Here is a 21,244-nt window from a genome sequence, read left to right as displayed (position 1 = left end):
CCGGTCGCTCAGGCGGTCCAGGCCGGGTTGCGGCCCAGGTAGCGGAGGAGGTCGGCGACCTCGTCGTCGCCCGCCTCGGCGGGCACGACCGCGGCGTAGGCGCCCCACTGGCGCAGCGGCTCGACGATGGCCTTGGCCACCGGCAGCAGCTCCCCGGCCAGCTCCGGGGTCAGCGGCGAGGACTGTCCGGTGGCCACGGCGATGTCCCAGGCGTGCACCGCCGCGTCGAGCGCGCAGGCGCCCGCGCCGAGCGCCGGTGCCATCGAGTTCGGCGGCACCGGGACGGGCACCTGCTCGGCGTTCTTGTCGACACCGGCCCATGCCCTGGCCGAGCGCTCCATCGCGGCCTCCGCGTACGCCTGGGGGTCCTCGGCCAGCTCGCCCGTCGGCTCGAACGGGTTCTCGGCGGGACCCGGCTCGCCGGTGAGGAATGCGGCGAAGCCCACCTGGTCGCCCGCCGCGTGCTGGAGCACCTGGGTGACGTTCCACTTCGCGCAGGGGGTCGGCAGGTCCCAGCCGCCGGCGGGGACGCCGGCCACGGCCTGGCGGAGCGCCTGGTGCGCGGCGTCGAGTACGTCCCAGCCGGTCGGCATGTTGTCGCTCATGGGGGGGTTCCTTCCGTTCGTTCCGCTGTGTCTCCACTCTATCAGAACGGAATGATTTGTTCCAGTCCGAGGATGAGCATGTCCAGCGCGCGCTCGAAGTCGGTGGCGGGGTCGGTCGGGGGGATGTTCCGTAGCAGCCTGCTGAAATGCGGGAGCTGGGCCGGGTCCATCTCCTGGATGTAGACGCCGACCTGCTTCCGTCCCGCGTGCTCGCCGGTGTCGCCGTGGAACCCTCCGGTGGACAGCAGCAGCGACCCGAAGATCAGGCTGTTGACCGCGCCGAGCGCGCGCCACACGGCCGCGTCGTCGAAGCCGGCCTCGTACAGGGCTCCGACCACGCTGTCGATCGGAGCCAGCGCCCGTACGGTGGTCGGGTTGGACTGGTCGGTCAGCAACGCCATCGGCACCACGGGGGAGCGGGCGAACACCTCGTACATGTGCAGCGCCACGGCCCGGAGTCGCTGCGGCCACGGCAGCGCCGGATCGGGCAGCTCGACCTGGTCGAAGGCCCGCTCCGCCAGGCCGTCCAGAATGTCGGCCTTGTTGGAGACGTGGTTGTAGAGGGACATCGCCTCGACGCCGAGCGCCTTCGCCAGCCGTCGCATCGACAGCCCTTCGAGGCCCTCTTCCGTGGCCAATTCCAGGGCCGCGTCCAGGATCTTCTCCCTGTTCAGCGGCTCGCGCCGTGCCATCTCCCACTCCTCCTGCCGTAGAGCTCCGGTTGACAGAGCTTACGGTGTATGTATGTACTTACGGCGTAAGCATACACCGTAAGTAGGGAGATTCCGTGAACGCGGACGTACTGATCGTCGGGGGCGGGCCGGTCGGCCTGCTGCTGGCCTGTGAGCTGAAGCTGGCGGGGGTGGACCCGCTGGTGCTGGAGGCGGCCACCGGCCAGGAGCGGATCACGCGCAGCCTCGGGATGCGCTCGCTCAACGCGCGCACCCTCCACACGCTGGGCCTGCGCGGGCTGGTGGAGCCGCTGGCCGAGGCGCAGTGGGCGCTGTTCGACGAGCTGCGGGCCGGTCGCGAGCCCGCAGAGGGGGACATCGTCGACGGGCTGGTGTACATGCTCAGGGCGGGCATGAGCGGCGGCCACTTCAGCGGCCTGCCGCTGATCGGCGAGGCCGGCAACCGGGTCCCCGAGATGCTCATGCTCAAGCAGCACCAGCTGGAGCGGGTCCTGGCCGAGCACGCGGCCGGGCTCGGCGTCGAGGTCCGGTCCGGGTGCCGGGTCGCCGAGATCACCGACGAGGGCGACGGCGTGGTGGCCACGCTCGCGGACGGCCGGGTCGTACGGGCCGGGTACCTGGTGGGGTGCGACGGCGGCCGGAGCCTCGTGCGCAAGCAGTCCGGGATCCCGTTCAGCGGCACGTCCGCGACCATGACCGGGCGCACCGCCGTGGCCGAGCTGGCCGACCCCGGCGCGCTCACCTCGTCCCTGCGCGCCCCCGGCGGGCTGGTGAACCTGTCGCTGGTACCCGGGGAGGTCGCCACCATCGAGTTCGACGGCGGTCCCACCGAGCGGGACGCGCCGATCACCGCCGAGGAGATGCAGGCGAGCATCCGGCGGGCGAGCGGCACGGACGCGGTCGTCCTCAGCCTGGAGGCCGGCATCCGCTACAGCGACAACACCCGCCACGCCGAGACGTACCGCCAGGGGCGCATCCTGCTCGCCGGGGACGCGGCGCACGTCCACTCGCCGATCGGCGGCCAGGGTCTCAACCTCGGCCTCCAGGACGCGGCCAACCTGGGCTGGAAGCTCGCCCTGGTGGTCCGCGGCCAGGCGCCCGAACGGCTCCTGGACACCTACACCGCCGAGCGGCACCCGGTGGCGGCCCGGGTCCTGCGCAACACCAGGGCCCAGGTCGCCCTGATGCGGCCTGGACCGCAGGTCGACGCGCTGCGCGAGGTGATGTCCGAGGCGCTGGAGCTCCCCGAGACCAGGGCGCACTTCATTGCCATGGCCAACGGCACGGACATCGACTACGCGCCGGAGGCGTCGGGGTCGCTGGTCGGACGGTTCGTACCGGATTGGGAGATCAAGGGCGCGGGCTGGGTCAGGGAGTCGCTGGGGGACGGCCGCGGCCTGCTGCTCGACCTCGCGGGCTCACCGGAGACCCGCGCGGCCGCGAAAGGCCGCGACGACCGCGTCCGCGTGGTGGAAGGCGCCGTGGATCAAGCCGACGCGGCCGCCGTGCTGGTACGGCCTGACGGCTACGTCGCCTGGGCCGGTCCTGCCGAAGCCGGTCTCGCCGAGGCCCTCGACGCCTGGTTCGGGGTCGGTTAGGTCAGCAGCCGGGTCAGCACGCGGGTGCCGAACTCCAGCCCCTCCACCGGCACCCGCTCGTCCTTCCCGTGGAACATCCCGAAGTAGTCCAGATCGGGCCGCAGCATGAGCGGCGCGAAACCGTACCCCTTGATGCCGATCGTGGCGAAGGACTTGGCGTCGGTGCCGCCGCTCATCACGTACGGCACCGGCCGGGCGAGCGGGTCCTCGGCCACCAGCGAGCCCGCGAGCGAGTCGAAGAACGACGAGGGGTACGGCGCGTCCGGCGCGTCCTCCAGATTGACGAACTCCCTGGTGATCTTCGGCCCGAGCAGGTCGTCCATGGTCGCCAGGAACTCCTCCTGGAGCCCCGGCAGGTAGCGGCCGTCCACGTGCGCGTGGGCCGTGGACGGCACGACGTTCACCTTGTAGCCCGCGTCGAGCATCGTCGGGTTGGCCGAGTTGCGGATCTGCGCCCTGAACAGGTGGCCGAGCGCGCCCAGCCGGGTCGCCTCCGCGTCGAGGCGGTCGAGGTCGATCGGCCGGCCGGTGATCTCCGACAGGCTCTGGAGCAGGGCCGAGACCGACGGCGTCAGGCGTACCGGCCACTGGTGGGCGGCCACCCGCGACAGGGCGTGCACCAGCGTCGCGACCGGGTTGTCCACCGCGGGCCGGGAGCCGTGGCCGGCCACGCCGTGGGCGGTGAGCTTCATCCAGGCGGTGCCGCGCTCGCCCACCGCGATCGGGTAGACGCGGTGGTCGCCGGCGGCGACGCTGAAGCCGCCGGACTCGCTGATCGCCTCCGTCACGCCGTCGAACAGCTCCCGGTGCTCGGTGACGGCGTGCCGCGAGCCGTAGTCGCCCGTCGCCTCCTCGTCCGCCAGGAACGCCAGCACCAGGTCGCGCTTGGGACGCAGGCCGCGCGCCGCCATGCCGAGCACGGCCGAGAGCGTCATCGCGCACGACCCCTTCATGTCGACCGCGCCCCTGCCGTAGACGCAGCCGTCGACGATCTCGCCCGAGAACGGGTGCATCCGCCACTCGGCCGGGTCGGCGGGCACCACGTCGAGGTGACCGTGGACGAGCAGCGCGTCGCGGGAGTCGCCGTCGATCCTGGCGACCACGGTCGTCCGCTTCGGCGCCGACTCGAACACCACCGGCTCCAGACCGGCGTCGGCCAGCAGCGTGGCCACGTACTCGGCCGCCGGGCGTTCGCCGGACCCCGGGTTGGAGGTGTCGAACCTGATCAGGTCCGAGCAGATCTCGCCGACGCTCTTCACGACCGTCCCTTCAGCTTGAGCGGTGCCACCTCGGGCGTCTCGAACCCGAAGATCAGTCCATAGAATGCCAGCTCGGCCTCCAGCGCCGCGACGATGGTCTCCTCCCGGCGCCAGCCGTGCTGCTCGCCGGCGAAGGTGAGCAGGGCCCACTGTTTGCCGTGCCGGTCCAGCTCGGCGACGAACCGCTCGGCCTGGCCCACGTCCACGATCGCGTCCTCCAAACCGTGCAGCATCAAGCACGGTCCGGACGCCCGTGCCGCGTGCAGCAGCGGCGAGCGGTCGGTGTAGCGCCGGCGGGTCTCGGGCAGCGGCCCGATCAGGCCGTCGAGGTAGCGCGACTCGAAGTCGTGCGTCTCGGCCGCCCAGCTCTCCGGGTCGGTGATCGCGTAGTGCGCGACGCCGCCCGCGAACACGTCGCTGTGCACCAGCGCCGCGACCGTGGTCCAGCCACCGGCGCTGCCGCCGCGGATCGCGATCTTGGCGGCGTCGGCCCGGCCCAGCTCGACCAGCCCGCGCGCCACCTTCGCGCAGTCGGCCACGTCGACCACGCCCCACTGGTGCCGCAGCCGCTCCCGGTAGGCCCGGCCGTAGCCGGTGGAGCCGCCGTAGTTCACCTCGGCGACGCCGAGGCCCCGGCTGGTGAAGTAGGAGACCTCCAGATCGAGGGTCATCGTGAAGCTGCCGGTGGGCCCGCCGTGCGCGAAGACCACGTACGGCGCGGGACCCTGAACCCCGGTCGGGTGGTACAGGTGCGCGTGCACGCCCTCGATCGTCACCGTCTCGGGCGTCGGCAGCAGCGCCCGGTCGGGCAGCGGCTTCGGCGCCGACACCGCCTCGTGCCCGCCGCCGTCGAGGTCGACCACGGTCACCCGCGTGGGCGTGTACGGCGTGGCGGACACCGCCACCGCCTTGCCCCCTGCCGCCGAGATCGTCGGCGCCCAGTACGTCGCCGCGCCGCCGATCTCGCGCAGGTCGCCGCTCGCCAGGTCCAGCACGCTCAGGAGGCGGCGGTCGGGAGTGCCGTGCACGAGCACCAGGCGGTCGCCGGCGATCGCGAAGTAGGTGCTGCCGGGCTTCCAGGGCGCGGTGCCGACCTCCGACGCCATCGGGGTGAGGTTGCGGGCGAAGGAGCCGTCGCGGGTGACGAGGTGGATGTTCCACCAGCCGGTCGGGTCGGTGACCGCGTACAGGGTGTGCTCGTCGCGCCATTCCGCCTGGATCACGGACTCCGCCGGGCCGCCCGTGATCACCTGGTACGGTCCGGCGGTTCCGTCCTCGTCGAGGGGGGCCACGCAGAGTTCGGTGCCGTCCCAGGGCATGTTCGGGTGGTCCCAGCCGATCCAGGCGACATATCCGCCGTCGGGGGAAATACGGGGGTTCATCAGGAAATGTTGGGCTTTGGTGATCACTCTGAGCGGGCCGCCGCCGAGTGGCACCGCGACCAGGTCGCGCACGTCGTCCTGCTCGCGCACGGCCCACACCTCGTCCCGCCCGGGCGGCAGGTAGAGGTCGGCGTAGCGCGCCGTCCCCTCAGGCGTGAGCGCCACCGGCTCCCCGGCCACCGGCTCTCCGATGGTGGTCAGCCCGGCTGCGGGCTGTCCGGTCGCGGGAGCGCTGGTCGTGGGCGGGCCGTCCAGGCGGTAGACGCGCTGGTCGGACCAGTTGGTGAAGACCAGGCCGCCGCCGGGCAGCGGGCGCCAGGACCGCCCGCCGTACTCGACCACGCGGTTGCGCGCGTTCCACCCCTCAGGCAGAGCGTCGACCAGGGAGCCGTCCGGCAGGCGGCGTACCACGCAGCGCCGGCCGCCCTCGTGCGGGCGTGGCTCGTCCCACCAGGCCTCCAGCCCGGCGGGCGTGGCGACGGCCTCCACCCACTGGGGGCCGCCATCGGTACGGGCCACGTCGATCGGTCGAATGCTCATATCTCACCAATTGCCATCGGAAGGGGGCAAGGACCGCTCGGGCGGGTGGAGGACGTACACGATGCCGCCGCTGCCCGAGCTCCGGAGCCAGACGTTCTCGAACGCGGCCCGCGGATAGACCCGGCGCACGTCGGCGTCGCTCGGCGCGGCCGGGTCGTTGACGACGACGTCGCCCTCGGCGGTGAAACCGGTGACGACCATGATGTGCCCGCCCGAGGAGTAGCCGGACCCCGGCAGCTCGTGCGCCTTGAACGCCAGCGACACGATCACCGGGATCCCCGCCCGTACGAACAGGTCCAGCTCGGCGGCCGACCGCAGCCTGGTCACGAACCCGGCCAGCCCGAAACGGCCCGCGTAGGCCACGTTGAACGGCCAGTTGCCGGTCCCCTGGTAACTGTGGTCGAACGTGCCGCGCGCGGCGTGGTCGACCACGGGACTCGGATCGCCGGCCACCACCCAGGCCAGCTCCTCGGGGCCGGGCCCGCAGCCCCAGAACCCGAGGACCATCGCCACCGAGGCGGGGCTGCACCAGTTGGCGCCGCCGCCGTCCAGCTCCGGATGGTGCCCGGCGTGGGTGTACTGCGAGTGCTGGGGCACCACCAGCTCGACGGCTTCGGCCGTACCCGGAAGGCTGGGGACGGGGGGACCCTGGGGGAGCGCGGAGGCCATCACGCCCAGGCAGTCCACGCGCGCGCCCGCGCCGTGCGGTGTGACCCGCACCCGGTAGCCCGTGACCGGTCGTCGCGCCACGAACGTGTCGACGGCCACGTCGCCGTCCTCGTCACCCTGGCCGGGGAACGAGGTACGGATTTCGTCGTGCTCGGCCCAGTGGCCCATGACGTACCACTTCGACAGCTCGCCCGTCGCGAGTCTGACCTGCAGCTCCACCTCGATCCATGTGCCCGGCGGGGTACGCGCGGTCCACGAGGGGACGAGCTGGGTCGCGGTGAAGCCGATCTGGCGTTCCGGGCTGGTCCATGAGGTCAAGGGGGTGGCGGGCACGGCGAAGCGGGCGAAGGCGACGCGGGCCGGGTCCACGGTGAGCACCGGACCCATTGTGGTTTCGCACCGGTTGTCGCGCATCGGAAGGTTTACGTACTGCGGTGATCTTGTCGGTGGTGATCTCTAATGTTCCGGCCATGAATCAAGCAGTGCAGGCGTATTCCTACGCCCGACCCTCCCTGCTGACCGACGGCGAACTCGGTTTCTCGACCCCTGGTGGGACGGCGTTATCCAGCCCCCGGGCCCGGCTCAGGCCCGAGGATCGGGCGTGAGCGCTTGGGAGGTCGTCGAGGAGGCCATCGCCACCCGTGACCCGGTCAAGGTCGCGGAGATCGTGCTCGGGCTCGACGACCAGGACAGGAAGGAGCTGGCCGACCCGCTCATGCGGGGCAGCTGGTCGGCGTTGCTGGCGGAGCTCCAGCGCGAGGGCATGATCGACCGGGAGCTGCTGCTCGATGGCTGCGTCCGCCGCTTCCTGCGCGGCGGCCAAGCCGGTGACCTCCGCTTCTTCGCCCGGTTGCACGAGCTCGTCGAGCCCGCCCACGCCGAGATCGAGGCGCGGGCCCGCGACTACCTGCGGCTGCTGCCCGCCGCACCGGCGGCGGTCGCCGAGCTGGCGCTGCGGCACCTGCGCCGCCTCGGCACGCTCGACCCCGCCGACGTGGCCGAGGCCCTGCAGGCGCTGCTGTTCAGGCCCGAGCGCAAGCTGGTGTCGATCGGGCTGAGCTGGCTCGACCAGGCCGTCCGCGACGCCGCTGACGATGCCGACGACTACGCTCTGGCCCTGGCGTACGCCTTCGCGTGCGACGCCCCCGACGTCCAGGAGCGGGCCGTACGGCTCGCGCTCAAGCACAGCGCGCGATTCACCGCCGCGGGCGCCGAGGTGATCCGTGACGCGCTCGGCCTGCTGCCGCCCGACCTCGGCGAACAACTCGTGGCGGTGTTCGGCGGCGAGGTGGCGGCCGACGAGGACGACGACGACTTCATGCCCGTGCCGCTTCCTGGGGCTCCCCAGGAGGACGCCGGCTTCCCGCTGATCGGTGACATCCGGGACCTGGGCGCCTTCCCCGAGCGCGAGGGCTGGCAGGGCGCCGAGCGGTGGCTGGCGGGGTTCGTCCGGTTCTGCACCGACGACCGTGACCTGCTCCGCTCGGTCCTGGCACGCTGGACGAGCTGGCCGACCCGCCTGGACGTGCAGCCGGAGTGGCGCTACCTGGACCACTGGTCCGAGGCGATGGCCAGGCAGATCGTCACGCCCGAGACCTGGCTCGGCCGCTCGTCGTCGCTGCTGCCGTCGCCCGTGCGGGTGTCGCCGCCGGACCTGTTCCTGCTGCGGCGCTGGGCCGAGGTCCACGCCGCGCTGCGGGCGGGCACGCTGCCGCCGTACCTGCTGGCGACCCCCACGAGCGGCACCGGGCACCTGGATCCCGGCGTGCTGGTCGACCGGCTCGAAGGCTACGAACGTAGCGGCGCGAAGGTCATGGACGCCGACCTGTGGCAGGCGCTCCTGCGGCTGCCCCGCTCGGTCGCGCCCGAGGTGGCGGCGCGGGCGGGCGGGCTGACGTCCGCGGCGGGCGTCACGGCCGCACGCTGGATGAGCGGCGGCCGGCCCGCGCCGGTGACCGCGGTCGAGTGGACCCGCGGCTCCACCTCCTACACCGGCGACCGCGAGCCCTCGGACGGGCGGCATCCCGACCTCGTGCCCAGGATCGCCCTCCCGTACGGCGGGTCCGGCGCGCTCGCTCCCTCGTGTGGTGAGCCGGGTCCGCTTCCTCTCCCGTACGGCGGGTCCGGGCCGCTCCGTGATCTGCTCGACGATCCGAGCGCGTCGCGGCGGGACGGCCATGGCGTCTACCTGCCGTGGTGGCCCGCTGTCCTGCCGTCGGATCGGGAGGCGGTGGCGCTGCACTGCCTGCCGTTCCTGCTCTATCACTGGAACGCGCCCGGGGTGGAGCCCGACATGCTGTGGGCGCTGGCCCGGGCCGGTGGGCCGGCGGGTGAGGGGGTCGCGCTGCTCCTGGCGTACTTCCTGGTCGAACGGGACTCCTGGTCGGACAGGAAGCAGCCCAACGAAGGGGTCCGGGTGCTGGTCGAGATGGCCGGGCGGGGTGACCTGCCCGCCGCCGAGGTGGGGCGGCAGCTCGCGCTGCTGTTGCGCAGGGCCTGGTACAAGCTGAGCGCGGTGGTCGAGTCGCTGGAGAGCGCGGCTCGGCACGGGGCGCATCTGGAGGTGTGGGAGGTGGTGGCCGGGTTCCTGGAGGTGTACCTGCCGGGGCCCGGGGAGCGGCCGCGCACCGCCCACACGCAGGCGCTCGGCTTCGCCGTACGGGCCGCGTCGTGGGCGGGGGCGCGGGGTGAGCTGGCATGTGTCGCGGAGATCGCGCGACGCAAGGGGAGCAGCGGCTTCGTCCGCGAAGCGCGCCGCCTCCACACCCGGCTCACCTGATCCGCCTGCCCGGCCGGGGCATGTCGCCTCGGCCGGTGGCGCGGGTGGGCAGGTCAGAGGTACAGGCCGGTCGACTCGCCCTCGGTGGGTGGGGGGATCGCGCGGCCCGAGCGGAGCGCGTACAGCTCCGCCAGCGTCGCGCCCGACAGGCCGACGCCCTCGGACGAGCCGAGCCAGCCGACCGCCTCGTTCCTGGTCAGCGGGCCGATCTCGATCTGGGCCAGGCACCGGCCGGGACGGACGACGGCGGGGTGCAGCCGGGTCAGGTCCTCGTTCGTGGTGATCGCCACCAGCACGTCACGGCCCTGTCCCAGCAGGCCGTCGGTGAGGTTCAGCAGCCGCGAGAGCCCCTGGCCCGTCTGGGCCTTGGCGGAGGAGCTGATCAGCTCGTCGCAGTCCTCCAGCACGAGCAGCCGCCACCGCTGCGTGTCCTCGTCGGTGTCGTAGCCGACCGCCACCTCCATCAGGTAGCCCGGCTCGTTGAACAGGCGCTCCGGATCGAGTACGCAGTCCACCTGGCACCAGTCCTGCCACTGCTTGGCCAGCGAGCGCAGCAGCGTGGTCTTGCCCGTGCCCGGCGGGCCGTGCAGCAGGACGAGGCGGCCGCCGATGTCGGCCGGAGTGACGGCCATCAGGCCGTCGAGCGAGCGGCGTACGCGGGCGGAGTAGTTGCCGCTGATCTCGTCCCACGGCGAAGCGGTGATCGGCTTCTCGGAGCGGGTGCCGCCGTGCGCGCCGCGCCACCAGAAGCCCATCTCGACGTGGTCGGTGTCGGGCTCCGGCTCCTCGGCGCCCTCGGTGCACTCCTTGAGCACCGAGCGGGCCAGCTCGTCGCTGACCGCCGTGACGCTGATGGTCGCGGTGCGGTTGCGGTGCCGGATGACCCGCAGGGTCCAGCCGTCGCCGCAGATCAGGCGGGACTCGGAACCGTCCTGCACCTGCGCGGTGCGTACGGTCCGGCCCTGCTCGGGGCGGAGCGCGGCGTCGGGGCGTACGCGCTCCAGGTTGGCCAGGCGGGACCAGGGCTGGACGCCGGTCGCGAACGGCGACAAGGCCAGTGCGTCGATGACGTCGATGGCGGAGTCGGCGTCGTCGATCCAGATGTTCATCGGGAGCTCAGGGGAGTCCGGGCTGGGGAACGGCACCTCCTTAATCACAGACATAACAGTAATAATCCAGGTTCACGACCCGGTCTGTCGACGGCATTTGCGCAATTCCAGAGGTATTGCTGGCGCTCCGGGTGTCAGCCCTTGCTCAGGTCCCCGGTCTCCTCGACGATGCCGGGGCCCGGTACGTCGCGCCACATGTAGGTGAGCTCGCCGCCGTCGAGCGTGAGCCAGACCGTGCCGGCGATGCAGTCGATGGTGTCGGGCTGGAGGGAGGAGGTGAGCTTCGTCTCGCCCACCTGCGTCAGTGTGATCCTGCCGGTGCAGCTGGCAGAGCTGTTCTTCTCCGTCCACCGGGCGGTGGACTGCCCGGTCCTCAGGTCGATCGTGATGGCGGCGCCCTCGGAGTCGAGCGGGTTGGTGGAGGTGATGCGGCCGGACCACTTGCCGGCGAACGCGGCGGGGATCTTCAGCGAGCCGCTTCGCGGCTTCTTCGTGGTGGCGTTCTTCTCGTTGGGGGTGGCCTGAGGAGTGCTCGTGGGTCCCTGGGTGGTGCTCGGGGACGTCTGGGCCGTGGTGTCGCCCGGGGAGGGGCTGAACCACCGGATGGTCTCTCCCGCCGCCACCAGGGCGAGCGCGGCCACCGCCGCGCCGATCAGCAGGCCGTTCGGGCGGTTCCGCTTGGAGAGGTCCGTGGTGAGCGCCGCGGCTCGCGGTCCCGTACGTTCACCCGCGCCCGTAGCGGGAACGCCTGGCCTCTCGGCGGGGACGCCCGGCCTCCCGGTGGCCTGGCCCTGAGGTCCCGTGGCGGCGGCGACGCCCGGTGCGGGTGGGGTCGACATCGGGTTGATCAGGGAGACCATCAGGTCGCGGGCTGTGGGCCGGTGCGTGTGGTCCTTCGCCAGGCACGACGCCATCAGCCCGCGCAGCCGGGGCGGCAGCGCCGACAGATCCGGGTCGTGGTGCAGGACCCGGTGCAGCACCGCGGGCACCGTGTCCGCGCCGAACGGGCTGCGACCGGTCGCCGCGAACACCATCGTCGCCGCCCACGCGAACACGTCCGACGCGGGAGAGGCGGGCGAGCCGGCGATCTGCTCCGGCGACAGGTAGGCGGGCGTCCCGATCAGTCCCGAGGTCATCGTCGCCGCGCCCTCCGCCCTGGCGATGCCGAAGTCCACCACCCGGGGCCCGTCCGGGCCGAGCAGGACGTTGGCCGGCTTGAAGTCGCGGTGCACGATGCCCGCCGCGTGGATGGCCGCCAGGGCCGTGGCCGTGCCGACCACCAGGCGTTCCAGCTCGCCGCCGCGCAGCGGGCCGCGTTCGCGGGCGCGCTCGGCCAGCGACAGCCCCTCCACGAATTCGCTCACGACGTAGGGCCGCGGCCCGTCGATCGAGGCGTCCAGCACGCGCGCCGTACAGAAGGAGGCGATGCTCTCCAGCGCGTCGAGCTCCCGCGCCAGCCGCGCGCGGGTCTCCTCGTCACCGGTGCTGAGCAGCTTGATCGCGACCGCCGCGCCGTCGCGGGAGTGCGCCAGGTAGACGACGCCCTGCCCGCCCTTGCCGAGCCGCCCGGCCAGCCGGTAGGCGCCCAGCGACGCCGGGTCGTCCGGGGCCAGAGGGGTCGCCATGGCGGATACGTTACCGCTCGCCATGCATCCGCATAGATAGCCCGGTACCTTGTGTCCTCGATCGAAAGTGTCCTTGATCGAATCACTGCTCATGTGGGGGTTTTCGGGGTGGCGAGGGTGACGTTCCGCGAGCGGGCGCGGTACTGGTTCGACAACACGATGTCGAAGGGCACGGCCTCCCTGATCGGCTGGCTGGCCGTGGTGTCGGTCGGGCTCATCGCGGTGGTCGCCGGGCTCACGCTCTGGCTGGCTCCGGAGGAGCCCGAGGGCGTCGGCGGCGCCGGCCAGGTGATGTGGATCGCGCTCATGCACGCGCTCACCCCGAGCAAGGTCGCCAGCGACAAGGGGTCGGTCGCCTATATGGCGGTGATGTTCGCCGGGTCGCTCGGCGGCATCTTCGTCGTCAGCATGCTCGTCGGCCTGCTGTCCAACGGCCTCAAGCAGAAGGTCGACCGGTTGCGCAGGGGCCGCTCCCGCATCGTCGAGTCCGGGCACACGGTGGTGCTCGGCTGGTCGGACCAGGTGTTCACGATCGTCGCCGAGCTGGCCAAGGCACACGCCAGCCAGCCGGGCTCGGTCATCGCCGTACTGGCCGAACGCGACAAGCTGGCCATGGAGGAGGACATCCGCGAGAACATCGGCGACCTGGGCAGAACCCGCCTGGTCTGCCGCACGGGACGGCCCACCGAGCCGCGTGACCTCAACCTGATGAACCTGGCCGCCGCCAGGTCCGTCGTCGTGCTCTCACCCGACGGCGAGGACCCCGACGCGCACGTCATCAAGATCCTGCTCGCCCTGGCCAAGCGCCAGGGCACCCGCCCGCCGGTGGTCGCGGCCATCGCCGCCAGCCGCAACATCGCCGCGGCCCGCCTGGCCGGCGGCAAGGACGTGCACCTGGTCGACTCCGACGACACCGCCGCCCGGCTCATCGTCCAGTCCTCGCGTCAGTCGGGCATGTCCGTCGTCTGCATGGACCTGCTGAACTTCGACGGCGGCGAGATCTACCTGCGCGCCGGGACGGAGCTGGCGGGCAGCACGTACGGCGACGCGTTGCACGCCTACGAGACGGCCACGGTCATCGGCCTGCGCCAACCTACCGGGGTCATCCTGAACCCGCCCATGGACACCGTCATCGAGGCCGCCGACCAGATCATCGTCATCGCCCACGACGACTCCGCCATCCGGCTCGCCACCGGCGAGCCCGCCCTCGACGAGAGCGCGATCGCCGTCGCCGGCGGCTCCCCGCTCGAACCCGCGCGCACGCTCCTGCTCAACTGGAACGGCCGGGCCGACGAGATCGTCCACTACCTCGACGCCTACGTGGCTCCCGGCTCGGTCCTGGAGATCGCCGCCGACCATCCCAAGGCCGGGACCGGCCTCGCGGACCTGGCCAACCTCACCGTGAACGTCAAGGACTGCGACACCACGGACCGGTACGCGCTCGAATCCCTGGGCGTCGGCCTCTTCCAGCACGTCATCGTCCTGTCCGACGACCGCTACAAGCCGCACCACGCCGACACCCGCACGCTCATGACGCTGCTGCAGCTGCGCGACATGCAGAGCGCGATGGGCGAGCACTACTCGATCGTCAGCGAGATGCACGACGAGAACAACCGCGCGCTCGCCGAGGTGACCGAGGCCGACGACATCGTGATCAGCGACACGGTGATCGGCCTCCTGCTGGCCCAGCTGGCGGAGAACCGCCACCTGGCGGACGTGTTCGGCTACCTGTTCGACTCGCGCGGCTCGGAGATCTACCCGCGCCCCGCCGGCTCGTACGTGGCGTCGGGTACGCGGGTCACGTTCTCGACGGTCATAGAGGCCGCGCGCCGCAGAGGCGAAACGGCCATCGGTTACCGCGACAGCTCGGCGCTCAACATCCCGCCGCACTACGGCATCGTCCTCAACCCACCGAAGTCCCAGCCCATCGTGCTGAACCGCCAGGACGCGGTGATCGTCCTGGCCGAACGCTGAACCCGGGTGACGGCGCGGACTTGCCCGGAAGGCTACGGTTTGGGCGTGAGGACGATTGACTGGGTAGACGGCGCGGTCGAGCTGGTGGATCAGACGCGCCTGCCGGACGAGTGCGTCATGGTGCGGATCGAGACCGTCGCGGACCTGATCGACGCCATCCGGCGGCTGGCCGTACGCGGGGCGCCCGCGCTCGGCGTGGCCGGGGCGCTCGGCGTCGCGCTGGCGGACGGCGACCAGGACGCCATAGCCAGGCTGCGCGCGGCCCGGCCCACCGCCGTGAACCTCGCCTGGGGTGTCGACCAGGCCGCCGCGCAACTGCCCAAGGGGCCGCAGGCGGTGCTCAAGGCCGCGCTGCGGATCCGCGACGACGACATCGCCGCCTGCGAGGCGATGGGCCGGCGCGGTGCCGACCTGCTCGAGGGCGACCGGCTGCGCATCATGACCGTGTGCAACACCGGCGGTCTGGCGGCCGTCGAACGGGGCACCGCGCTCGGCGTCGTCCAGACGCTGCACGAGCGCGGGCGGCTGGCCGAGGTGCTCGCCCTGGAGACCCGTCCCCTACTGCAGGGGGCCCGGCTCACCACGTGGGAGCTCGGCAGGATGGGCGCGCCGCACCGGCTCGTCGCCGACTCCGCCGGGCCGTACCTGCTGGCCAAGGGGGATGTCGACGCGGTGCTCATCGGCGCCGACCGCATCGCCGCCAACGGCGACACCGCCAACAAGATCGGCTCGTACGCGCTGGCGCTCGGCGCGGAACGGGCCGGGGTGCCGTTCATCGTCGTCGCCCCCGAGACCACCATCGACCCGGCCACCCCTTCGGGCCGGCAGATCGAGATCGAGGACAGAGGCGCCGACGAGATCGTCTCCATCAGGGGCATGCGGGTGGCACCGGAGGGCACGCGGGCGCTGAATCCGGCGTTCGACGTGACCCCGCACGACCTCATCACCGCGATCGTCACCGACAAAAGGGTGATCAGACCGTAGACCAAAAGCCCCAAACATAGGACCAGTGTGCGTACTCTGCGTTACGCTCGGTCGTCCCATCCTTCACTTTCTGGAGCAAATGGTGGCTATCGATCTGGTGTTACGACGCGACTGGCATGCCCGTGCTCCGCACGGCGACTACACACAGCTCGACTCCACCAAGGGAGTGAAGGTCCACTACACGGGCGGCCGGGTCGACCCAGGAATCGTCAACGACCATGCGGGCTGTGTGTCGCTGGTACAGAGCATTCAGGGCTACCACATGGACGGCAACGGCTGGATCGACATCGGCTACTGCGTGGACGAGAAAACGGAGATTCTCACCCAGCAGGGCTGGAAGTCGTACCGTGACTTGCGTGCGGGCGATATCGCACTGACGCTGAACCACGAACTGGGCGTGTCTCAATGGCAGCCGGTCCTGGAGGTGTGCGTGTTTCCCGCACGCCCTCGCGAAATGGTACGCATGGAAGGCACGTGCCATTCATCCTTGACCACGCCACAGCACCGCTGGCCGGTCGAACGGCTTCGCAGGCGTACCGGCACCGAGCGGCAGAAGGGCCCCGACGGTCGATGGCTGCCCACCGAGAAGACGGCACGCAAAGTCAGCGGTTACGATCGGCTCTGGGCGACCACTGAGACCCTCGGCTACTGGGACCGGATCCCCATCGCTGCGCCGTGCGCCGACCTGCCCACTGAGACCAAATGGTCTGACGCCTTCGTCGAGCTCGTGGCCTGGTTCTGGACCGAGGGCCACATCATGACCCTGCGCGACGGCACCCGTGCCACCAGCGTGGCGCTATATCAGTCGCTGATCAGTCCGGCCTACATCGCACGGATCCGCGCTGCGCTGACAGAGGTGTTCGGCCCGTCCGTCGCTGCCTTCCCGCGCCTGGGCAGGCGGACTGACGGTGTTCCGCGATGGCGGGAGACGACCAACGAGAACAAGACGACGGGCAAGAGGCTCGCCGAGTTTCACCTGTCCGCCGATGCGGGCCGCCGGCTGCTCGAAGTTGCTCCCGACAGGGTGCCGAGCTTCGACTTTCTGCTTACTCTCACCAGGGCACAGCTGTCCCTGTTCATCGAAACATCCTTGGCAGCCGACAACGCGGGTAAGGACAAGCTCGCGCAGAAGAGCCGGGCCGCCGCCGAGGCGTTCATGTTCGCCGTGCTGCTGGCGGGGCATTCGGCCTCACTGCGAGTAAGGCCGCCAACGAAGACCTGCAAAAGCGATATGTGGTTGGTGACCATTAGAAAACAGCAGTACCTGTCGCCACGTTCGGCCGCCTCGCACAAGCGGAACTTCGAGATCAGCCGAGATGCCTATGACGGTGAGATCTGGTGCCCCCGGACGGAGAACCAGAGCTGGTTGGCTCGTCGTAACGGCAGTGTCTATTTCACGGGCAACACCTATGTCGCCTGTCCGCATCGGAAGGTGTTCGAGGGGCGAGGGCTGCACCACTTGCCGGCGGCCAATGGGGCCGGGCTCAACTCGGGCCATTACGCCGTGCTCGGCCTGGTCGGCAACGCCGGGCTGGTGGAACCGCCCGACGGCCTGCTCAACGGCATCCTGGACGCGGTCGAGTACGTCCGGGAACGCGGCAAGGCAGGCAAGGAGATCAAGGGGCACCGGGACGGCTACTCGACCGACTGCCCGGGTGAGCCCCTCTACGCGTGGGTCAAGCGCGGCGCGCCCCGGCCGGGTGGCGGCGGCGGTGGGCCCGATCTGCCGACGGCGCCGCCGTTCCCCGGGCGGCTGCTGAAGTACCCGCCCGTGACGCAGGGCGAAGACGTGCGTACGTGGCAGCAGCAGATGAAGGTACGCGGCTGGGAGATCGAGGTCGACGGTGCCTACGGCAGCGCCTCACGCGACGTGTGCCGTCGTTTCCAGCGCAGCGTGAGCATCGACGACGACGGCATCGTCGGTCCGACCACCTGGCGGCTGACCTGGGAGGCACCGCTTCCCTGACAGTGGGGTCGGTCAGGGGCGAACCCGGGGTTCCTCGTCTAACAGGGCAACGCCTACTATCCGAACATGCATCTGGTAGCGGGTTTTCCCCCCACCAATCGGGATGACTGGCGGGCGCTGGCGCTTGAGGTCCTGCGTAAGACGGGCGTCGAAGCCGGGTCGCCCGAAGAGGCGCTGTCCAGCATCACGTACGACGGGGTGACGCTCGCGCCGCTCTACGACGCCGCCGACCTCCCCAAGACCCTGCGGAAGGGCGTCGCACGGGACGCCGGGTGGGATGTGCGGCAGCGGCACGCCGTGGCCGACGCCGAGGCCGTACTGGCCGATCTGGAGCACGGTGTCACCTCGCTCTGGCTGGTCCTGGGCGCCGGCGCGATACCGGTCGGGCGGCTCGCCGACCTGCTGCGGGAGGTCCTTCTGGACCTCGCGCCGATCGTCCTGGAGGCCGGGCCCGAGGTGCGGGAGGCCGCCGAGACCCTGTTCGGGCTGGCGGCGGAGCGCGGCGTCTCGCCGACGGGCAATCTGGGCGCCTCGATCGGCACGGCCGGCCGGGACACGACGGCCGAGCTGGCGGCGCGGTGCGCGGCGGACTTCCCCGGGATGCGGGCCGTCCTGCTGGACGCCACGCCGTACCACGACGCGGGCGGCAGCGACGCCGACGAGCTCGGCTGCTCGATCGCGCTGGGCGTCGAGCACCTGCGCGCGCTGACCGACGCGGGGCTCACCGCCGAGCAGGCGTTCGGGCAGCTGGAGTTCCGTTACGCCGTCACCGACGACCAGTTCGCCGCCATCGCCAAGCTGCGGGCCGCGCGTACGCTCTGGGCGCGGGTGGCCGAGGTGTGCGGGGCGGCGGACGGCGGGCAGCGGCAGCACGCGGTGACGAGTTCCGCCATGATGACCGCCCGCGACCCCTGGGTGAACCTGCTCCGCACCACCATCGCCTGCTTCGCCGCCGGGGTCGGGGGCGCGGACGCGGTGACCGTGCAGCCGTTCGACGCGTGCCTGGGGGTGCCCGACGCGTTCGCCCGGCGGATGGCGCGCAACACGCAGGCGCTGCTGCTGGAGGAGGCCGGGGCCGGCCGGGTGGCCGACCCGGCGGCCGGCTCCTGGTACGTCGAGCGCCGCACCGCCGACCTGGCCGACCGCGCCTGGGCCTGGTTCCAGGAGATCGAGGCCGCCGGCGGGATCACGGCGGCCTCCGGCCTGGTCGCCGAACGGATCGCGGAGACCAGGGACCGCCGCGCCGACGACATCGCCCACCGGCGCTTCCCGATCACCGGCGTGAGCGAATTCCCCCACCTCGACGAGAAGCCGGTCCGCCGGAGCCCCGGTGACGAAGGCGCGCTCGCGGAGGAGGGGTTGCCGCGGATCCGGTACGCGCGGGAGTTCGAGGAGTTGCGGGATCTCGCCGACGCGCAGCCGGAGCGGCCTGTGGTGTTCCTGGCCACCTTCGGACCCGTCGCCGCCCACACGGCCCGCGCCGCGTTCGCCGCGAACCTGTTCCAGGCGGGCGGCCTGGCCACCCAGACCGCCGGTCCGGGGACCGACCCCGACCAGATCGCCACCGCCTTCGCCGTCAGCGGCAGCGACGTGGCCTGCCTGTGCTCCAGCGACAAGATGTACGGCCTGCACGCCGAGGCGGTCGCCGCCGCGCTGAGACGGGCCGGCGCGAGAAAGATCTGGCTGGCGGGGAAGGGGAGCTACGAAGGTGTCGACGACTGCCTCTACGCCGGGTGCGACGCCCTCGCCGTGCTCCGCACGACCTTCGACGACCTGGAGGTGACGCGATGATCCCGGACTTCTCGGCCATCCCACTGACCGACCCGACCCCCACCGAGCCCACTCAGCCCGCCACAGGTTCGGCCGAGGTCTGGGAGACGCCCGAGGGGATCGGGGTCAAGCCGGTCTACACGGCCGACGACCTCGACGGGCTCGACTTCCTGCGGACCTATCCGGGCGCCGCGCCTTACCTGCGCGGCCCCTATCCGACCATGTACGTCAACCAGCCCTGGACGATCCGCCAGTACGCGGGCTTCTCCACGGCCGAGGACTCCAACGCCTTCTACCGCCGCAACCTGGCCGCCGGGCAGAAGGGCCTGTCGGTGGCGTTCGACCTGGCCACGCACCGGGGCTACGACTCCGACCATCCGCGGGTCGCCGGTGACGTGGGCATGGCCGGGGTGGCGATCGACTCGATCTATGACATGCGGCAGCTGTTCGACGGGATCCCGCTCGACCGGATGTCGGTGTCGATGACCATGAACGGCGCGGTCCTGCCCGTGCTGGCGCTCTACATCGTGGCGGCCGAGGAGCAGGGGGTGGCGCCCGAGCAGCTGGCCGGGACCATCCAGAACGACATCCTCAAAGAGTTCATGGTCCGCAATACCTACATTTATCCCCCAGGCCCCTCAATGCGTATTATTTCGGATATTTTCGCGTTCACTAGTGAAAAGATGCCGAAGTTTAATTCCATCAGCATCTCCGGCTACCACATCCAGGAGGCCGGGGCCACCTGCGACCTCGAACTGGCCTACACCCTGGCCGACGGGGTCGAATACCTGCGAGCCGGCGTCGCCGCCGGGATGGACGTCGACAGGTTCGCGCCCAGGCTGTCGTTCTTCTGGTGCATCGGCATGAACTTCTTCATGGAGGTCGCCAAGCTCCGGGCCGCCCGCCTCCTGTGGGCGAACCTCGTTTCCGGATTTAACGCGAAAAATCCGAAATCGCTAAGCCTCCGTACCCACTCCCAGACCTCCGGCTGGTCCCTCACCGCGCAGGACCCGTTCAACAACGTCGCCCGTACGTGTGTCGAGGCCATGGCCGCCACCCAGGGCCACACCCAGTCTCTACACACCAACGCCCTCGACGAGGCGCTCGCGCTGCCCACCGACTTCTCCGCCCGGATCGCCCGCAACACCCAGCTTCTCCTCCAGCAGGAGTCGGGCACCACCAAGGTGATCGACCCGTGGGGCGGCTCCTACTACGTCGAACGCCTCACCCACGATCTCGCCGAACGCGCCTGGGCCCACATCCAGGAGGTCGAGGCCGCCGGCGGCATGGCCCGCGCCATCGAGGCCGGGCTGCCCAAGCTCCGCATCGAGGAGGCCGCGGCCCGCGCCCAGGCCCGCATCGACTCGGGCCGCCAGCCCGTGATCGGCGTGAACAAGTACCGTACCGACGCCGACGAGCCGATCGAGGTGCTCAAGGTCGACAACAGCGCCGTGCGGGCGCAGCAGCTCGACAAGCTGCGCAGGCTGCGGGCCGAACGCGACGGCGGCGCCGTGACCCGCGCGCTCGACGCCCTGACCAAGGCCGCCGGCGAGCCCGCCCCCGGCCTCGAGCACAACCTGCTCAAACTTGCGGTCGACGCCGCCCGCGCCAAGGCGACCGTGGGCGAGATCTCCGACGCGCTGGAGCGGGTCTTCGGGCGCCACGCGGAGCAGGTCCGTACCATCTCCGGCGTGTATCGCGACGAGGCGGGCCCGGCCGCCAACATCGAGCGGGTACGCCGGGCGAGCGCCGACTTCGAGCGCGCCGAGGGCCGTCGCCCGCGCATCCTGGTGGCCAAGATGGGTCAGGACGGCCACGACCGCGGCCAGAAGGTGATCGCCACCGCGTTCGCCGACCTGGGATTCGACGTGGACGTCGGCCCGCTGTTCCAGACACCGGAGGAGGTCGCGCGGCAGGCCGTCGAGGCGGACGTGCACATCGTCGGCGTGTCCTCGCTGGCGGCCGGGCACCTGACCCTGGTGCCCGCGCTCAGGCAGGCCCTGGCGGCGCTGGGCGCGGACGACGTGATGATCGTGGTCGGCGGCGTCGTCCCGCCGGGCGACTTCGACGAGCTACGCGCGGCCGGCGCCTCGGCGATCTTTCCTCCCGGTACGGTGATCGCCGACGCCGCCCTGGACCTGCTGGAGGAGCTCGCGTCCCGCCTGGGGCACTGACCCGGCCTCAGCCCATCCGGGCTGGGGCGCACAGGTCCACGGTGATGGCGCGCTGCCCGCTGACCACGTTGAAGGCGACCCGGTGGTTGCCTCGCGTCTTGAACGACCCGCGGCCGTC

At 71.4% G+C, this 21,244-nt stretch carries 14 protein-coding genes; 7 read left to right on the top strand and 7 right to left on the bottom strand.

What is annotated here, in order from left to right; translation table 11 throughout:
* Positions 1-8: 8 nt before the first annotated feature.
* Positions 9-605 carry a TIGR03086 family metal-binding protein gene (locus AB0B61_RS18620; RefSeq protein WP_358432929.1) on the bottom strand — a complete coding sequence of 199 codons (597 nt, stop codon included), beginning with the start codon at positions 603-605 and terminating at the stop codon, positions 9-11.
* Positions 606-646: 41 nt separating this feature from the next.
* Entirely contained in the window at positions 647-1,297 is a 651-nt protein-coding gene (locus tag AB0B61_RS18615; protein ID WP_358432927.1) for a TetR family transcriptional regulator, read from the bottom strand.
* A gap of 95 nt (positions 1,298-1,392) precedes the next feature.
* Between AB0B61_RS18615 and AB0B61_RS18610 the strand changes: the two genes are divergently transcribed.
* On the top strand, positions 1,393-2,895 hold the full coding sequence (locus AB0B61_RS18610) for an FAD-dependent monooxygenase (RefSeq protein ID WP_358432925.1): 1,503 nt from the start codon (positions 1,393-1,395) through the stop codon (positions 2,893-2,895).
* Here the strand turns inward: AB0B61_RS18610 and AB0B61_RS18605 are convergent.
* Genes AB0B61_RS18605 through AB0B61_RS18595 form a run of 3 tightly spaced genes read right to left on the bottom strand, consistent with a single transcriptional unit; the run spans position 2,892 to position 7,132 of the window.
* The gene (locus AB0B61_RS18605; RefSeq protein ID WP_358432923.1) at positions 2,892-4,154 is read right to left on the bottom strand and encodes a M20/M25/M40 family metallo-hydrolase; all 1,263 of its coding nucleotides are present in this window, start codon (positions 4,152-4,154) and stop codon (positions 2,892-2,894) included. The two genes, AB0B61_RS18610 and AB0B61_RS18605, sit on opposite strands and share 4 nt — an antisense overlap.
* Positions 4,151-6,076, bottom strand: coding sequence for a prolyl oligopeptidase family serine peptidase (locus AB0B61_RS18600; protein WP_358432921.1), 1,926 nt, complete (start codon positions 6,074-6,076; stop codon positions 4,151-4,153). The genes AB0B61_RS18605 and AB0B61_RS18600 overlap by 4 nt, the downstream gene beginning before the upstream one ends.
* A 3-nt stretch (positions 6,077-6,079) precedes the next feature.
* Positions 6,080-7,132 (bottom strand): C39 family peptidase, encoded by a 1,053-nt coding sequence (locus AB0B61_RS18595; RefSeq protein ID WP_358433085.1) that lies wholly within the window; start codon positions 7,130-7,132, stop codon positions 6,080-6,082.
* A 214-nt stretch (positions 7,133-7,346) separates the two neighbouring features.
* Here AB0B61_RS18595 and AB0B61_RS18590 point away from each other — a divergent pair, with 214 nt between their 5' ends.
* Complete coding sequence (locus AB0B61_RS18590; RefSeq protein ID WP_358432919.1) at positions 7,347-9,524, top strand: DUF6493 family protein; 2,178 nt, start codon at positions 7,347-7,349, stop codon at positions 9,522-9,524.
* Between the two features lie 53 nt (positions 9,525-9,577).
* On the opposite strand, the gene AB0B61_RS18585 is transcribed toward AB0B61_RS18590, so the two are convergent.
* Together AB0B61_RS18585 and AB0B61_RS18580 are read right to left on the bottom strand one after the other, a co-directional pair.
* Positions 9,578-10,687 carry a DUF5925 domain-containing protein gene (locus tag AB0B61_RS18585; RefSeq protein WP_358432917.1) on the bottom strand — a complete coding sequence of 370 codons (1,110 nt, stop codon included), beginning with the start codon at positions 10,685-10,687 and terminating at the stop codon, positions 9,578-9,580.
* Between the two features lie 80 nt (positions 10,688-10,767).
* On the bottom strand, positions 10,768-12,258 hold the full coding sequence (locus AB0B61_RS18580) for a serine/threonine-protein kinase (RefSeq protein ID WP_358432915.1): 1,491 nt from the start codon (positions 12,256-12,258) through the stop codon (positions 10,768-10,770).
* Between the two features lie 108 nt (positions 12,259-12,366).
* Here AB0B61_RS18580 and AB0B61_RS18575 point away from each other — a divergent pair, with 108 nt between their 5' ends.
* From AB0B61_RS18575 to scpA, 5 genes are all read left to right on the top strand, one after another.
* Positions 12,367-14,232 (top strand): potassium transporter TrkA, encoded by a 1,866-nt coding sequence (locus tag AB0B61_RS18575; protein WP_358432913.1) that lies wholly within the window; start codon positions 12,367-12,369, stop codon positions 14,230-14,232.
* Positions 14,233-14,277: 45 nt separating this feature from the next.
* A complete protein-coding gene (mtnA, locus tag AB0B61_RS18570) occupies positions 14,278-15,216 on the top strand; it encodes an S-methyl-5-thioribose-1-phosphate isomerase (RefSeq protein WP_358432911.1) in 939 nt (312 codons plus the stop codon).
* An 82-nt stretch (positions 15,217-15,298) separates the two neighbouring features.
* Complete coding sequence (locus tag AB0B61_RS18565; protein WP_358432909.1) at positions 15,299-17,182, top strand: peptidoglycan-binding protein; 1,884 nt, start codon at positions 15,299-15,301, stop codon at positions 17,180-17,182.
* 66 nt (positions 17,183-17,248) lie between these two features.
* On the top strand, positions 17,249-18,973 hold the full coding sequence (locus AB0B61_RS18560) for a methylmalonyl-CoA mutase subunit beta (protein WP_358432907.1): 1,725 nt from the start codon (positions 17,249-17,251) through the stop codon (positions 18,971-18,973).
* The gene (gene scpA / locus AB0B61_RS18555; RefSeq protein WP_358432905.1) at positions 18,970-21,126 is read left to right on the top strand and encodes a methylmalonyl-CoA mutase; all 2,157 of its coding nucleotides are present in this window, start codon (positions 18,970-18,972) and stop codon (positions 21,124-21,126) included. Before AB0B61_RS18560 ends, scpA begins: the two co-directional genes overlap by 4 nt.
* The last annotated feature ends 118 nt before the right edge of the window (positions 21,127-21,244 follow it).

This window comes from Nonomuraea sp. NPDC049158, assembly GCF_040648335.1.
Taxonomy (GTDB): Bacteria; Actinomycetota; Actinomycetes; order Streptosporangiales; family Streptosporangiaceae; genus Nonomuraea.
Note: the sequence above shows the minus strand (reverse complement) of the source record. Positions and strands in the feature narration are given on the sequence as shown.

Bases quoted from the DNA above. Each gene is read 5' to 3' on its own strand.
- AB0B61_RS18560 (WP_358432907.1), top strand. From the start codon at position 17,249: ATGCATCTGGTAGCGGGTTTTCCCCCCACCAATCGGGATGACTGGCGG.
- AB0B61_RS18595 (WP_358433085.1), bottom strand. From the start codon at position 7,132: ATGGGTCCGGTGCTCACCGTGGACCCGGCCCGCGTCGCCTTCGCCCGC.
- AB0B61_RS18580 (WP_358432915.1), bottom strand. From the start codon at position 12,258: ATGGCGACCCCTCTGGCCCCGGACGACCCGGCGTCGCTGGGCGCCTAC.
- AB0B61_RS18615 (WP_358432927.1), bottom strand. From the start codon at position 1,297: ATGGCACGGCGCGAGCCGCTGAACAGGGAGAAGATCCTGGACGCGGCC.
- AB0B61_RS18585 (WP_358432917.1), bottom strand. From the start codon at position 10,687: ATGTCTGTGATTAAGGAGGTGCCGTTCCCCAGCCCGGACTCCCCTGAG.
- AB0B61_RS18600 (WP_358432921.1), bottom strand. From the start codon at position 6,076: ATGAGCATTCGACCGATCGACGTGGCCCGTACCGATGGCGGCCCCCAG.
- scpA (WP_358432905.1), top strand. From the start codon at position 18,970: ATGATCCCGGACTTCTCGGCCATCCCACTGACCGACCCGACCCCCACC.
- AB0B61_RS18620 (WP_358432929.1), bottom strand. From the start codon at position 605: ATGAGCGACAACATGCCGACCGGCTGGGACGTACTCGACGCCGCGCAC.